The sequence below is a fragment of the Streptomyces sp. SCSIO 30461 genome, assembly GCF_037023745.1.
Classification (GTDB): domain Bacteria; phylum Actinomycetota; class Actinomycetes; order Streptomycetales; family Streptomycetaceae; genus Streptomyces.
Genome location: NZ_CP146101.1, coordinates 1,461,885 through 1,476,251, shown reverse-complemented (window position 1 = coordinate 1,476,251; position 14,367 = coordinate 1,461,885). Strand labels below are relative to the sequence as shown.

The window sequence follows — 14,367 nt, the reverse complement described above, 5'->3', positions numbered from 1 at the left end:
GATGCGGCGTCTGTGTGCTCGTCCGCCCGCCGGGCGGACGCGCCACGGCTGTGTCCATGGTACGGGGCCGCCGCCGAAGGGGCTTCCCGGGCGTGGGTCCGGTGGCACGGAGTGCCTTTGACGGACTGCCTTTGTCGGATGGCGCCGAGCCCGGGAGCCGCTGCCGCTCCGCCGCCTCGGTTCGCCCGCCGGGGCCGGGGAGGGTGCTCCGGCACCGGCACGGAGTGCGGCGCCGCCGGACGCTCTCGCGTCCGGCGGCGCCGATGCCCCGCGTATCGGGGGAGCCCGACCACCCGTCCCGACGGGCGGCCGCTGTCACCTCTGCTTGAAGCCGATGTCCTGGTAGCGGGGCGAGGCATAGCCGAAGGCGCCGACATTGGCCAGGCTGTTCCTGACCGCCACGAGCTGAGGCCGTTGGTAGAGGGGGATGGACCCGGCGGCTGCCCAGATGTGCGCGTCCGCCTGCTTCACCAGCTCGACCGCTTCCTTCTCGTCGAGCTCCGAGAGCGCCCGCTCGAAGAGCTGGTCGATACGGTCCGTGCCGACCCGGGTGAAGTTCTGCTCCACCAGCAGGGAGCCGTCGGCGGCCGGCCGGGGCTTCGCGAAGATCGGCCGGGCGTCGGTCGCGGGGAACGCGCTGGTCGGCCAGGAGTAGAGGGCGAGGTCGTACTCGCCGGACGCGATGTGGTCCTTGAAGTAGCTCTCGTCGGCGACCTTGGTGATCTCGGTGTGGATGCCGACCTCGTCCAGCATCCGGGCGATCCGGTTGCCGACGGTGCGCAGGGTCCCCGAGCCGGGTCCGGAGGGGAGAACGAACCTCAGGGTCAGGGGCTTGCCGTCCTTGCCGAGCGGGCCTCCGGCCGGGTGCCCGGACGTGCCCGCCGGGGCGGGGGCACGGGTGCCGGTCGGGGCGTAGGCCCCAGCCATACCGCCGCCCTGCTTGCCGTCCCCGTGGCCGAAGCCGTCCGCCGCGTCCCCGGCGGCCGAGTCGTCGCGGGTGCCGTCACCGAAGTACGCGTCCGGGGCGCGGTCGCGGTCAAGGGCGCGCGCCTGACGGCTCAGCGCCGCGCGCTGGACGGAGGCACTGGGCGCGGGGGCCAGTACGCTCCAGCCGGCCTCACGTCCGGGGAGCGCATCACCCGGCTTGTCGTCCGTGACGCCCGCCTCGTCGTTGCCGTCGCCGAGGTCGGCGTCCTCATCGGCCTCGGCTGACCCTTCCGGCTCGGCTGACCCTTCGGGCTTGCCTGACTCATCGGGCTCGCCTGACTCATCGGATCCATCGGATCCGGCCCCGAAACCGTCCGAACCTTCGAAGCCCTCGCCGTCGGCGGCCCCGTCCTGATCCCGAGTGCCCGGGTCGCTTCCGGCCGCGCCTGCGGACGGCGCGGCGCCGGTCGTCGCACCGGAGCCGGAACCCCGCGCGGCAGGGGTCTTCGCAGCCGGAGTCGGCACGGCAGGAGTCGGCGCGGCAGGAGTCGGTACGGCGGAGCTCTTCCCGCCCGTGCCCTGGGGTGTGTCGGCTTCCGCGCCCGCCTTGGTCCCGTCCTCGGTCTTCTGGCGGGCGCCCTCCCGCGTCCAGCCCGCGTCGGCGAGCAGGGCCTGAGCCTCCTCGGTGTCATGACCTCCGAGTGCCCCGCTGCTGTCGGCATAGGCCCGCTGCCCTACGAGCGCGACATGGCTGCCGACCGGCGTCGCGGGCAGTCCCAGCGGCCCGAGCACGCTCTCGGCGAGCGCTTTCCGGTCGAGTGCGCGGGCCACGGCACGGCGCACCCGCTCGTCCGCGAGCGGACCGGACTCGCCGTTGAGCGCGAGCTGGGTGTACGCGGGCTCCAGCGACTTGCGGACCACGAAGTCGCGCAAGGCGGTCTGCTCCTTCAGATAGGCCGCCAGCGCCGCCTCGCCCGGTCCCCCGGCAAGCTGCGCGGTCTCGGCCTCGTCCTCGTCCGCTCCGTAGGCCTTGGCCTGGGCCAGCGAGGTCGGCGTGGACGAGGACGCGGCCCCCGGGGAGACGGTGGACCGCCCGCCGGGACCGTTCTTCCCGTCGCGGGCGGCCGCGGCGATCCGATCGGCGGCGCTGCGGTCGACCTCCGCCACGTCGACGGTGCCCGCGGCCAGCGCCGCGGCGCGCTTGTCGCGGGGTACGGCCTTCAGGACGATCGAGTCCAGCCTGGCGGGCTCGCCCCACCAGCGCGGATTGCGGACGAGGGTCAGTGTCCCGGCGTCACGGTCGGCGGCCTGGATCATGAAGGGGCCGGCGGATGCCTTCAGGGCGTTGCGGGCCTCCTCGTTGAAGGCCGCCGGAGCCCCCATGACCTCCTTGGGGTAGAGCGGTGTGAACAGGGCCTGCCAGTCGGTGTAGGGCTTGGCGAAGGTGACCCGGACCTCCAGGTCGTTCTTGCCGCGCTCGATCTTCTCGATCCGGTCGTAGCCGGCGTTGCGCGCGCTCCAGAACGCCGTGTTCCGGCCGCTGAGCGCCTGCCATTGGGCTACGAAGTCGGGAGCACCGATCTCCCGGCCGTTGCTCCAGACCGCACGCTCGCTGAGTTTGTAGACGACGACCTGCTTGGGTTCGCGATCGGTGATCTCGGCCGATGCCAGGTAGTCCGCGTTGCGCTGCGGGCGGCCGTGCTCATCGAGCCGGAACAGGGCGGGGAGCACCGCCCCGGTGACCCGGGAGGTCGCGGCGTCGGCATCGGCCTGGAAGGCGTTGAAGGTCGCGGGTACGGCGTCGACGGCCCAGCGCAGGGTGCCTCCGTCGTCAAGCCGGTCGGGGGCCGCGGCGCCGATGTCCATGGGCACCTGCTTCTCGCGCCCTCCGGGCTGCACCGCGGTGCAGCCCGTCAGCGCGGGCACCGCGATCACTCCGCTGGTGAGGAGGGCGAGAGCGGAGCGCAGGGTCCTGCGGCGCAACCGGCGCGTGGCGACGACGTCGGGCATGACCTGTACCTCTTCGTCCTGGTATGAGATGGTCCGAGAATTTAGCGATGATCACACCTATTCCGCCTACACTGAAAAGCACGGTGGGTAGGGGCGTGCCGCCGACACGGCGGTCCGGCCCGCAATCCCACCCATGCGGCCCACCAGGGATGCCCTCCTCCGGGTGGCGCGCGCGGGAATCCGTGCACACGCCTTCACAACAGGGGACGTGACGCGCGACACTCGCAGGCGCACGAAGAGCCCTCTGGGGAGCGACCCCAGACACCCGCATGCCACCCGCGACCGCGGAAGTGAGGGCAACACATGTCCGTTCAGGACGATTTGACGGCGGTCAAGCGCTGCCTCGACGACCTGACCCGTACGGTCCACCGGCTGGAGCAGAGCCTGCAGCGCGAGGACGCCTCGCGCGCCCAGCCGGCCCAGCGACCCGAGCACCTGGTCAGCATCCCTGACACCCCATACGACAGCACCCTGTGGACGGACTCGGACGACGAAGGCTTGGGCGCGCGCGACCGACACGCCCCGTAGTGGCCGAAAACGTTCCTCCGGACCTCGCAAGGCTCGCGTGCCGCGTACCCCGTACGCCGTCGCTCCCGAAAGCCATGTCCTAGGAGACCTCGTTGGCCACAGGCACCCAACCTCACAGCGCCCACAGCGGGACAGGCGTACACGGCGCGACACGCGCCGCCATCTCCCCCCGCCAGCTCCGGACCGATCGCTGGTGGCTGGCGCCCGCCGCCACCGCGGCCGGTCTGCTCGCCTTCATCGTCTACTCGACCTGGCGGGCCTTCGCCAACAGCGACTACCACGCCGCGCCCTACGTCTCACCGTTCTACTCGCCCTGCCTCGCCGAGAACTGCGAGACCATGCCCGGCGGACCCAACTGGGAGATCTTCGGCAGCTGGTGGACCCTCTCCCCCGCACTGCTGATCCTGGTCTTCCCGCTCGGCTTCCGGCTGACCTGCTACTACTACCGCAAGGCCTACTACCGGGGCTTCTGGGCCTCACCGCCCGCCTGCGCGGTGGCCGAGCCGCATCGGAAGTACACGGGCGAGACCCGCTTCCCGCTGATCCTCCAGAACGCCCACCGGTACTTCTTCTACCTGGCACTGCCGGTCGCGGGGATTCTCACCTACGACACCGTGCTGGCGTTCCGCGACGAACACTACGCCTGGGGGCATATGGGGCTCGGCACCCTGGTCTTCCTCGTCAACATCGTGCTGATCTGGGCGTACACCCTGTCCTGCCACTCCTGCCGGCACATCATCGGCGGGCGCCTCAAGCACTTCTCCAGGCACCCGGTGCGCTACCGGATGTGGGGACTGGTCAGCAGGCTGAACGAGCATCACATGCTGCTCGCCTGGACCTCTCTGGCCAGTGTGGCGCTCGCCGACTTCTATGTGTATCTGCTCGCGAGCGGCGCCTTCGCCGATCCGCGCTTCTTCTAGACGGCCCCCTCTTCCAGATGCTCCTCTTCTCACGTGCCAGGAAAGGTGCTCATCGATGACCGAGCCGGAACGCCAGGAGTGGGACGTCGTCGTGGTGGGCGCGGGAGGCGCGGGCTTGCGGGCAGCCATCGAGGCTCGCGAGCAGGGCGCCCGCACCGCCGTGATCTGCAAGTCGCTCTTCGGGAAGGCGCACACGGTCATGGCGGAAGGCGGGATCGCCGCCTCCATGGCCAATGCGAACCCCCATGACAACTGGCAGGTCCACTTCCGCGACACCATGCGCGGAGGCAAGTTCCTCAACCAGTGGCGGATGGCCGAGCTGCACGCCCAGGAGGCGCCCGAGCGGGTCTGGGAACTGGAGACCTGGGGCGCGCTGTTCGACCGCACGAAGGACGGGAGGATCTCCCAGCGCAACTTCGGCGGCCATGAGTATCCGCGCCTCGCCCACGTCGGCGACCGTACCGGGCTGGAACTGATCCGCACCCTCCAGCAGAAGATCGTCTCCCTCCAGCAGGAGGACAAGGCCGAGTTCGGCGATTACGAGGCCCGGCTGAAGGTCTTCCAGGAATGCACGGTGACGCGGGTCCTGAAGGACGGCGCCCGAGTGTCGGGGGTCTTCTGCTACGAGCGCGAGTCAGGCCGCTTCCTCGTGCTGGAAGCACCATCGGTGGTACTGGCCACCGGCGGCATCGGCAAGTCCTTCAAGGTGACGTCGAACTCCTGGGAGTACACAGGCGACGGGCACGCGCTGGCGCTGCTCGCCGGGGCTCCGCTGGTCAACATGGAGTTCGTGCAGTTCCACCCGACCGGAATGGTCTGGCCGCCGTCGGTGAAGGGCATCCTCGTCACCGAGTCGGTGCGTGGCGACGGAGGCGTACTGCGCAACAGCGACGGCAAGCGGTTCATGTTCGACTACGTCCCGGATGTCTTCAAGGAGAAGTACGCGGAATCCGAGGAAGAGGGCGACCGCTGGTACGAGGACCCGGACAACAACCGGCGCCCGCCGGAGCTGCTCCCCCGCGACGAGGTGGCCCGTGCCATCAACGCCGAGGTGAAGGCGGGCCGCGGCTCCCCGCACGGCGGCGTTTTCCTCGACGTGTCGACCCGGATGCCCGCCGAGGCGATCAGACGCCGACTGCCGTCCATGTACCACCAGTTCAAGGAGCTGGCGGATGTGGACATCACGGCGGAGGCGATGGAGGTCGGACCGACCTGCCACTACGTGATGGGCGGTGTCGCGGTCGACTCCGACACGGCCGCCGCGGTCGGTGTTCCCGGGCTCTACGCTGCGGGCGAGGTCGCGGGCGGGATGCACGGCTCCAACCGGCTCGGCGGCAACTCGCTCTCCGACCTGCTGGTGTTCGGCCGCCGGGCGGGGCTGCACGCCGCCCGCTACGCGGCGGAATCCGCCGGAGCCAGGCCGGTCGCCGATCCGGGCCGTATCGAGGCGGCCGCGGCGGAGGCACTGCGCCCGTTCAGCGCGGCGAAGCCGGAGCCCGGCGCGGTACCCGAGAACCCGTACACCCTCCACCAGGAACTCCAGCAGTCCATGAACGACCTCGTCGGCATCATCAGGCGTGAGCCCGAGATGACGCAAGCGCTCGCGAAACTGGCCGAGCTCCGGGTCCGTGCCCGGTGCGCAGGGGTCGAGGGGCACCGCCAGTTCAACCCGGGCTGGCACCTCGCCCTTGACCTGCGCAACATGCTGCTGGTCAGCGAGTGCGTCGCCCGCGCGGCGCTGGAACGCACCGAGAGCCGCGGCGGCCACACCCGTGAGGACTTCCCCGGGATGGACCGCGAGTGGCGGGCGGTCAATCTGCTGTGCCGACTGGCGGACCCCACGGGCGGGTCGGCCGCCACCGACCCGGAGCGCGGCCAGATCACACTCGTCCGCAGGACCACCGAGCCGATCCGCAACGACCTGCTCGCCCTGTTCGAGAAAGAGGAACTGGTCAAGTACCTCGCCGAAGAGGAGCTGTACGCATGAGCACGTACGACGCCCGGTTCAGGGTGTGGCGGGGCGACCAGGAAGGCGGCGAGCTCACGGACTTCACCGTCGAGGTCCACGACGGCGAGGTCGTACTGGACATCATCCACCGGCTCCAGGCCACCCAGGCACCCGATCTGGCGGTGCGCTGGAACTGCAAGGCGGGCAAGTGCGGTTCGTGCAGCGCTGAGGTCAACGGGCGCCCCCGGCTGATGTGCATGACCCGGATGTCGGTCTTCTCGCAGGAGGAGACCATCACGGTGACCCCCCTGCGGGCCTTCCCTGTGCTGCGCGACCTGGTCACCGATGTCTCCTTCAACTACACCAAGGCCCGCGAGGTGCCTTCGTTCGTCCCGCCCGCCGGGCTTGCCCCGGGCGAGTACCGCATGCAGCAGTCCGACGTGGACCGCTCCCAGGAGTTCCGCAAGTGCATCGAGTGCTTCCTGTGTCAGGACACCTGCCATGTGGTGCGCGACCACGAGGAGAACAAGCCGGTCTTCGCCGGCCCCCGCTTCCTGATGCGTGTCGCGGAGCTGGACATGCACCCCCTGGACGCCGCCGCCGAGTCCGGGCTCGACCGCAAACGCGCCGCCCAGGACGAGCACGGTCTGGGCTACTGCAACATCACCAAGTGCTGCACGGAGGTGTGCCCCGAGGGCATCAAGATCACCGACAACGCCCTGATCCCGCTGAAGGAGCGCGCGGTGGACCGCAAGTACGACCCGCTGGTCTGGCTCGGCAGCAGGATCCGCCGCCGGACGCAGTGACGCTCGCGCGGTTCCCGGGCCGGACGGACGGCGGCGGCTGGAGCAAGCGTCGGCCGGCTCCCGGGGGCTGTCCCGCAATCGGGCTCGAATGCCGTCGCCGGCTCACCGCATCCGGGCGGCTCGAACAGAAGCGAATGCCGGATGGGGCCCTTCCCGACAGTTTCCTGAAGGGAGGACCCCATCCGAGGGGGGCGCCGGATTGTCAGCGCTTGAAGGCGTCCTTCGCCTTCTCCTTGCTCTGTCGGGCATCGCCCAAGCTCTTTTCCGCCCGCCCCTCGGCTGCCATTCGGTCGTTGCCGACGGCATTGCCCAGGAATTCCTTGCCCTTGCCCTCGGCCTGCTCGATCTTCGCCTTTGCCTTCTCGCCGGCAGTCATGGGAACGCGCCTCCTCGAAGCTACGAAGCCGTGGTTTCAGTAGCACCTCGTGCCCCAGTCACCCCTGCACAAACAAGAATTCTTCAAGGAATGAGGCTGGAAAGGCAGGGCATACGGAGCCCAGGAGGTCGTTAACTATGGTTCCCCTGCTACTCGTTCTGCTTCTCGCCGTGATTCTCTTCGGTGCCGGATTCGCTGTGAAGGTGCTGTGGTGGGTGGCCCTCGCCGTTCTGGTGCTGTGGTTGCTCGGCTTCGTCATGCGCTCCACCAACGCGGGCGGCGGCCGTGGCCGCTGGTATCGATGGTGACCTGAGTCCGTCAGCGCACGCCCCAGGGGCTCCGCCACCGACGTCTGTCGGTGGCGGAGCCCCTGGGGCGTGACCGAGGAGGAGCCCCGGGGTCCGGAGAGACGGGGGATACACGCGCGCCGGGACGCCGTCCCCGCTCCATCCAGGAGGAGGAACAGGGCAGCCGTCATCGATCGGGCGCGATGGTCAGCATCGAGCCGCCGCCGCGGCGTACTCGGCATCCGTCAGTGCCAGCCCTCGCGGTACGCCGCCCAGTCCCCTCCTCCGCCGCGACGTCCACGTACAGCGACGCCGAAGCGCTCCCGAGCGGGATCCGTGCGTCCGGGGCCGAGACGCACACCGCGGATGGCGGCGGCCACCGTCTCGGCGTTCTCCCAGTGCCCGATGTCGTCCTCGTGGAAGAAGGGCAGCCCCATGAGCACATCGGTGCTCTCGGGCGCGACTTCGAGTGACAGGTAGTCTCGGACGCCCGAGCGCAGGTGTTCCAGGTCGAAGCGCGCTCCGTCGAAGCCGGCATCGAGCACCTGGCCGGCGGGCCGGACGACCGCCGCCCGGCTCGCCGTGTCGGACAGCCTCAGTCCTTCCGACGACTCGCCCGCCAGCAGGTCCCCGAGCCAGGCCTGGACCGGACACGCAGCATCGAGGCGCTCGCCCGCGCCTTCAGCGGTCGTGCCTTCAACAGTGGTGCGTTCAACAGAAGCCCCCGTCAGCAGTGCCGTGTGCGGCAGTGATGCCTACGTGCCCACCCTAGAATCCACCACTGGCAGTGACGGTCACTCAGCGTGCGCGATCCGCCCGGCAGGACCGAGTGCGGTTCACTCTCCGGTCGCGCGCCTCTGTGGGCGGACTTAACCTCCAAAACGTGACACGAATAGCCACCCGGGCCCTGACCGCCCTGCTGGTGGCGGCGTGGTGGCTCCTCGTGCCCGCCGCTCAGTGCGAAGCACGCGCCGAAGACCCGGTGCGACTGTCGGGACAGGGCCAGATCACCGATCCCGTGGGCGCACTGGGCGATCTGGACGGGCAGGTGGAAGCGGCTCAGGACCGCCTCTACGACACGCACGGCGTGCAGCTTTTCGTGGTCTACGTACGCGACTTCTCCGGGCGCTCCGCGCAGGCTTGGGCCGACGAGACCGCCACGAAGAACGGCCTCGGGCGGGACGACATCCTGATGGCGGTGGCCACGCGCGACCGGCAGTACGCCTATTCGGCGGACACCGACGCGCCCCTCTCCCAGCAGCAGATGGACGACGTGGCCCGTACGGCGATCGAACCGGCACTGCGGCAGAACGACTGGGCCGGCGCCGCGATCGGCGCCGCGAACGGCTACGCCGCCGTCCTTTCCGGGCGGTCCGTACCCGTCCCCTCCATCACCCCGGGACCCGCCGATCCGGCAGGCGGCGACGCACGTGGGGCGTCCGACACGGATCTGATCGTGCCGATCGCCGTGGCGGGCGGGGCGAGCGCACTCGCCGTGTACGCGTACACCCGCCGCAGGCGCAGGGCCGCGGAACGCACCACGCCCGGTGGCGCGACGCACGAGAAGGGCTGGGGCCACCCGGGAGGAGGAACCGGCGCTGGGTCGCCGACTCCGCTGCCTGAGCTACCGGAGCTCGACGCCCGGGCCAAGCAGACCCTGGTCGAGACGGACGACGCCATCCGCACCAGCCGGGAGGAACTCGGATTCGCCACCGCGCAGTTCGGCGAGGAGGCGACCAAGCCGTTCACCGAGGCGCTGGAGTACGCCCAAGGCGAGCTGACGGCCGCGTTCCGGCTGCGACAGGCACTCGACGACGCGTATCCGGAGGACGACGCGACCAGGCGCCTGATGCTGGACGAGATCATCTCCCGCTGCGCGGAGGCCGACCGGAGACTGGACGCGGAGACCGACGGATTCGACCGGCTGCGGGCCCTGGAGGAGAACGCGCCGCACGCCCTCGCCACCGCCGACGCCGCCTATCGCGAGCTGACCGGCCGGACGGACACCGCGCAGGCCACGCTGACCGTGATGGGACGGAGATACGCCGAGTCCGCCGCGGCTCCCGTGGCCGGGGACGTCGAACAGGCCAGGCAGCGACTGCTGTTCGCGTCCGCCACCCTCGGTGAGGCGCGCCGTGCCCTGGAGCAGGGCGACAATGCCGCCGCTGCCGTCCAGATCAGGGCGGCCGAAGGCGCGGTCGACCAGGCCACCCGGCTCATCGACGCGGTCGACCGGCGTGCCCAGGACCTGGCGGAGGCCGCAGGCAAGCTCCCGGGGGCGCTCAGCGAGACGGACGCCGACCTGGCCGACGCTCGCGGCCTGCTGGAGGGCACGGCGGCGGGTATCTCCACGGCCGACCTCCAGGGCCGTATCGGCCGCGCGGAAGCGGTCGTCGCCGAGGTGCGGCACGCCGTACAGAGCGGCCCTTACGACCCGATCGACGCGTTGCGCAGGGTGGAGGAGGCGGACGCGATGCTGGACGAGGCGCTCGCGGGCGCCCGGGAGAGCGAACAGGCGGCACGCCGCGCCCGGGCGCTGCTCGACCAGGCGACGCTCACCGCGCGCTCGACGGTCACGGCGGCCACGGACTTCATCACGACGCACCGCGGGGCTGTCGGCGCCCAGGCCCGTACGCGGCTCACGGAGGCGCACCGCAGGCTGGAACGGGCGGAGGAGCTGGCGAGCGTGGACCCCCAGGGCGCGCTGCCCGAGGCCCAGCAGGCGGGCGCGCTCGCCCGGCAGGCGCAGGGGCTCGCCGAGCAGGACGTGCGATCGTACGGAGACCCGTTCGGGCCTGGCGGGGGCGCCGGGCGGATGGGCGGAAGCGGTGGCGGGCTCAATGGCGCAGTGCTCGGCGGGATCATCCTCGGCGGGCTGCTGGGCGGTGGCGGTCACCGTGGCGTAGGCGGGCTCGGCGGGGGCGTGGGCGGCGGCTTCGGCGGGCGTCCCGGCAGTTTCGGCGGGGGTGGCACACGCGGCCGAATGGGAGGCGGCGGCCGTTTCTGATCGCATTCCGCATTCCGCGCAAGGAGAGGCGCCATGACGAAGCAGACCATCCTCGGCCGGGTCGCCCAGCTCGCGAAGGCCAACATCAACGCGCTCCTGGATCAGGCCGAGGACCCGCAGAAGATGCTCGACCAGCTGATCCGGGACTACACCAACAACATCGCCGAGGCCGAGCAGGCGGTCGCCGGCACCATCGGCAATCTGCGGCTGATGGAGCAGGACCACCGCGAGGACGCGGAGGCGGCCGAGGAGTGGGGCGGAAAGGCTCTGGCGGCGAGCAGGAAGGCCGACGAGCTGCGGACGTCGGGCCAGGGCGCGGAAGCGGACACCTTCGACAACCTCGCCAAGGTCGCGCTGCAGCGGCAGTTGCAGTCCGAGCGGGAGGCGAAGACCGCCGAGCCGACGATCGCCGCGCAGACGGAGGTCGTGGACCAGCTCAAGAAGGGCCTCGAACAGATGCGGGCCAAGCTCGGTGAGCTCAAGGCGAAGCGGGACGAGTTGGTGGCCAGGTCCAAGTCCGCCCAGGCGCAGAACCAGATGATGGACGCGGTCAAGAACATCGACGTACTGGATCCCACCAGCGAGCTGAGCCGCTTCGAGGACAAGGTGCGCAGGGAAGAGGCCAAGGCCCTGGGCAAGCAGGAGCTCGCCGCGTCGTCACTGGACGCGCAGTTCGAGCAGTTGGACGCGCTCGGGGACGGCGCGGAGATCGAGGCTCGGCTGGCGGCGCTGAAGGCCGCTTAAGCCCCTGCCCTCCGGGGCTCCGAAGCCATGGGGCAACCCCGAGGCGTACGAGACGCCTCGGGGTTGCCCCATGGCTTCGGCGGAACAATCACACCGCACCGCATCGCGTTCCGGCGAGGTGCGGTGCGGTGCGAAGGTAGAGGCAGGGCGGGGGAAGGGGGAGGAGGCAAGGCGGGGCGGCGGGACCTGAAGCCCGACCTCCCGTGGAACGGTGACAAGGACGGCGTTCGCGGACCGCTCGGGTGGTGCCACCGTCATTCCCACGGCCTGGATGACCGCCATCGCAGGTCGAACACACCATCTCCAAGCGGGAGTTCATTGTCGTCCGGCGTCCGACCGCTGTTCACTCCGCGTTCGACTGGTGCTTCGAGACTCACTCGTCGCCCCCCACACCAGTCGAACGAGAGGCTTCCCGGTGAAGGACAAGAACTTCGAGGGCCCCGAGAACTCGGCGATCTCACGCCGCCGTCTGGTCAAGTTCGCCGGTGTCGGGGCGACGCTGGCGGCGGCGACCCCGCTGGTCGCGGGTGGCACGGCAGTGGCCGACAGCCGGGACGGGGACAGGCATGGGAAGCGGGACGACCACCGGAGGTCCTGGCGGGCCGGTGACCACCATGTGCACTCGGAGTACAGCGGCGACTTCGACACGTCGACGACCCCCCCGACGTTCCAGAAGGGTGCCGACGCCGTGTACCCCATCGTCACCAACGCGATCATGGGGAAGCACTTCGGTCTCAGCTGGATGATGTGCACCGACCACGGTGGCCCGACGCACTCGAAGGTGAACCTCGAACTGGCCTACCCGGACCTGCTGCGCTCACGAGCGCTCGTACCGGAGGTCCTCCAGTTCTGGGGCATGGAGTTCGATGCGCCGGCCCTGGACCACCACACGCTGATGATTCCCCACCACACCGACGAGGCCCAGCAGCTCTACGCGTTGGAGAGCCGGTTCGCCAAGCACGACGCCTTCCCCGCCGATCCCGGCCGTGACACCGAGGCCAGGATGGTCGAGTTCCTGAAGACCGCGAAGGACATGAGACGCAAACCCCTGGTGATCGCCCACCACGCCTCCCGCTCGGCGACCGGGCTCGGTGTCTACGGGCAGGACACGCCCCGGGAGTTCCGCAACGGCAACAACGCCGCCCCCGACGTCTACGTGGGCTTCGAGGGCGCTCCGGGCCATCAGGCCGGTCCGCTCATCGGCAAGGCACGCGGAGGCTACGGCAAATACCCGACCCATGGCGGCTTCGACCAGATGACCGCACGCGTCGGCGGGCTCTGGGACTCGCTGCTCGGCGAGGGGCGTCGCTGGTGGATCACCGCGACCTCGGACTCGCATGTGCACTGGACACGCGGCGGAGCCGACTTCTGGCCGGGTGAGTACAGCAAGACCCATGTGCTTGCCAGGCAGGACTACGCCGATGTCATGGACGGGCTCCGCAACGGCCGGGTCTGGGTGGGCACCGGGGATCTCATCACGACCCTCGACCTGACGGCGAGCAACCGCGGCTGCGACGCCGGGATGGGCGAGACGCTCACCGTCAGCCGCCGACACCGCACCGACGTCGAGTTGGAGATCAGGTTCCGGCCGCTGGAGGGCACGAACGGCAACGGCGACCGGCCGCAGGTCCGTCGCGTGGACCTGATCGTGGGCCAGGTCACCGGCCCGAGCGCCAACCTCGACACCGACACCGACCCGACCACCAGGGTGGTGGCGCGATTCGGTCCCGGTGACTGGCGCAGGGAGGGGGGTGGGTTCGTCATCCGGCACACCCTGCGTGGCGTGGAAAGCGACCTCTACGCCCGGGTGCGCGGCACGAACACCGATGAGGTGGAGCCGCTCGCCGACGGGCTGGAGAGCCCTTGGGACGACCTGTGGTTCTACTCGAACCCGGTCTTCGTGGACGTTCGCTGAAGCGTCGGCCGGCGGCACTTCCACGTCGGGACCCGGCTCCGGGATGTCGGTTCCGAGACGCCGGTCATGGGATGTCCGACGCCGATCGACCGGTGATCACCGCACGGGACCGACGACGGCTCGCCACCCGGTGCCTGCGGTCACCTCGATGGTGACCGCAGGCACCGGGTGGCGAGCCCGAGGTGGCGCGGCGCCGGGCGTTGCAGTGCGCGCCGTGGTGCCGCTTGCTACGCGATGCTGTTGAACTCGGAGCCCTCGCCCGCGTACAGCGACGTCGACTGACGGCTGAAGGGGGCGGTCGTGGAGCCCGTCGAGCGGTAGACGTACGTGCCGCCCGCCCCGTACGCGATCAGGTCCGGACGTCCGTCGTCGTCGACATCACCGGCGCCGACGAGCTGGGTGAAGGCTCCCCAGCCGCCGCCGATCCGTACCCGGGTGGCGAAGTTGCCGCGGCCGTTGCCCTGGTAGAGCCAGAGGACGCCGGCCTTGTTGCCCGCGAGGTCACCGACGGCCTCGATCTGCTTGTACGTCTGCCAGCCCGCGCCGACCCGGGTGCGCAGGGCGGGCTTGATCTGACCGTTCGCCGGCCGGTCCCGTAGGTCGTCGCGCCACAGCACACCGGACGCGTCCCGCACGAGGACGTCGGTGGAACCGTTGTCGGTGTAATCGTGCGGGTTGGCGCGTGATCCCACGACGGTCCGCTTCTGCTCGTGCGTCGTGCGGTCGACGGACGTGACGAACAGTCCCGTGCCGGACTTCCAGTCGAGCCAGGCCACGTGCGAAGCGGCTCTGGACTCGCACTCCTTCGGTGTGCCGGTCACCGGCTGTGTGGACAGGCCCGCGAATGCCGACCAGCCCTCCGTCCACATCTGCGCGGAGAATCCGGTCGGCCTCGATGC

General features: G+C 70.4%; 11 protein-coding genes and 1 pseudogene. 8 read left to right on the top strand and 4 right to left on the bottom strand.

The genetic code is table 11. The annotated features are described in order from the left end of the window. Positions 1 to 315: 315 nt before the first annotated feature. Positions 316 to 2,937 carry an ABC transporter substrate-binding protein gene (locus V1460_RS06790; protein WP_338672740.1) on the bottom strand — a complete coding sequence of 874 codons (2,622 nt, stop codon included), beginning with the start codon at positions 2,935 to 2,937 and terminating at the stop codon, positions 316 to 318. 303 nt (positions 2,938 to 3,240) lie between these two features. On the opposite strand from V1460_RS06790, the gene V1460_RS06785 reads away from it, so the two are divergent. The 4 genes from V1460_RS06785 (at position 3,241) to V1460_RS06770 (ending at position 7,139) form a co-directional block, all read left to right on the top strand. Then, positions 3,241 to 3,465 (top strand): hypothetical protein, encoded by a 225-nt coding sequence (locus V1460_RS06785; RefSeq protein ID WP_338672738.1) that lies wholly within the window; start codon positions 3,241 to 3,243, stop codon positions 3,463 to 3,465. Between the two features lie 92 nt (positions 3,466 to 3,557). Beyond that, positions 3,558 to 4,385 carry a hypothetical protein gene (locus V1460_RS06780; RefSeq protein ID WP_338672737.1) on the top strand — a complete coding sequence of 276 codons (828 nt, stop codon included), beginning with the start codon at positions 3,558 to 3,560 and terminating at the stop codon, positions 4,383 to 4,385. A gap of 55 nt (positions 4,386 to 4,440) precedes the next feature. Further along, positions 4,441 to 6,372, top strand: a complete 1,932-nt coding sequence (locus V1460_RS06775) for a fumarate reductase/succinate dehydrogenase flavoprotein subunit (protein WP_338672735.1) — start codon at positions 4,441 to 4,443, stop codon at positions 6,370 to 6,372. Beyond that, positions 6,369 to 7,139: a succinate dehydrogenase/fumarate reductase iron-sulfur subunit gene (locus tag V1460_RS06770; RefSeq protein WP_338672734.1), complete on the top strand. Its 771-nt coding sequence runs from the start codon at positions 6,369 to 6,371 to the stop codon at positions 7,137 to 7,139. The genes V1460_RS06775 and V1460_RS06770 overlap by 4 nt, the downstream gene beginning before the upstream one ends. Positions 7,140 to 7,341: 202 nt before the next feature. On the opposite strand, the gene V1460_RS06765 is transcribed toward V1460_RS06770, so the two are convergent. After that, positions 7,342 to 7,515 carry a CsbD family protein gene (locus V1460_RS06765; protein ID WP_338672733.1) on the bottom strand — a complete coding sequence of 58 codons (174 nt, stop codon included), beginning with the start codon at positions 7,513 to 7,515 and terminating at the stop codon, positions 7,342 to 7,344. A gap of 137 nt (positions 7,516 to 7,652) precedes the next feature. Here V1460_RS06765 and V1460_RS06760 point away from each other — a divergent pair, with 137 nt between their 5' ends. After that, positions 7,653 to 7,823 (top strand): hydrophobic protein, encoded by a 171-nt coding sequence (locus V1460_RS06760; protein WP_338672732.1) that lies wholly within the window; start codon positions 7,653 to 7,655, stop codon positions 7,821 to 7,823. 224 nt (positions 7,824 to 8,047) lie between these two features. Here the strand turns inward: V1460_RS06760 and V1460_RS06755 are convergent. Beyond that, positions 8,048 to 8,449: pseudogene (locus tag V1460_RS06755) on the bottom strand (hypothetical protein); the annotation flags it as partial. A 236-nt stretch (positions 8,450 to 8,685) separates the two neighbouring features. Between V1460_RS06755 and V1460_RS06750 the strand changes: the two are divergent. The 3 genes from V1460_RS06750 (at position 8,686) to V1460_RS06740 (ending at position 13,468) form a co-directional block, all read left to right on the top strand. Further along, positions 8,686 to 10,809 (top strand): TPM domain-containing protein, encoded by a 2,124-nt coding sequence (locus V1460_RS06750; protein ID WP_338672731.1) that lies wholly within the window; start codon positions 8,686 to 8,688, stop codon positions 10,807 to 10,809. Positions 10,810 to 10,842: 33 nt separating this feature from the next. Beyond that, positions 10,843 to 11,553 (top strand): PspA/IM30 family protein, encoded by a 711-nt coding sequence (locus tag V1460_RS06745; protein ID WP_338672730.1) that lies wholly within the window; start codon positions 10,843 to 10,845, stop codon positions 11,551 to 11,553. Between the two features lie 415 nt (positions 11,554 to 11,968). Continuing rightward, complete coding sequence (locus V1460_RS06740) at positions 11,969 to 13,468, top strand: phosphoesterase (RefSeq protein WP_338672729.1); 1,500 nt, start codon at positions 11,969 to 11,971, stop codon at positions 13,466 to 13,468. A 227-nt stretch (positions 13,469 to 13,695) separates the two neighbouring features. Here V1460_RS06740 and V1460_RS06735 read toward each other — a convergent pair whose 3' ends face one another. After that, on the bottom strand, positions 13,696 to 14,337 hold the full coding sequence (locus tag V1460_RS06735; protein WP_338672728.1) for a VCBS repeat-containing protein: 642 nt from the start codon (positions 14,335 to 14,337) through the stop codon (positions 13,696 to 13,698). Between the last annotated feature and the right edge of the window lie 30 nt (positions 14,338 to 14,367).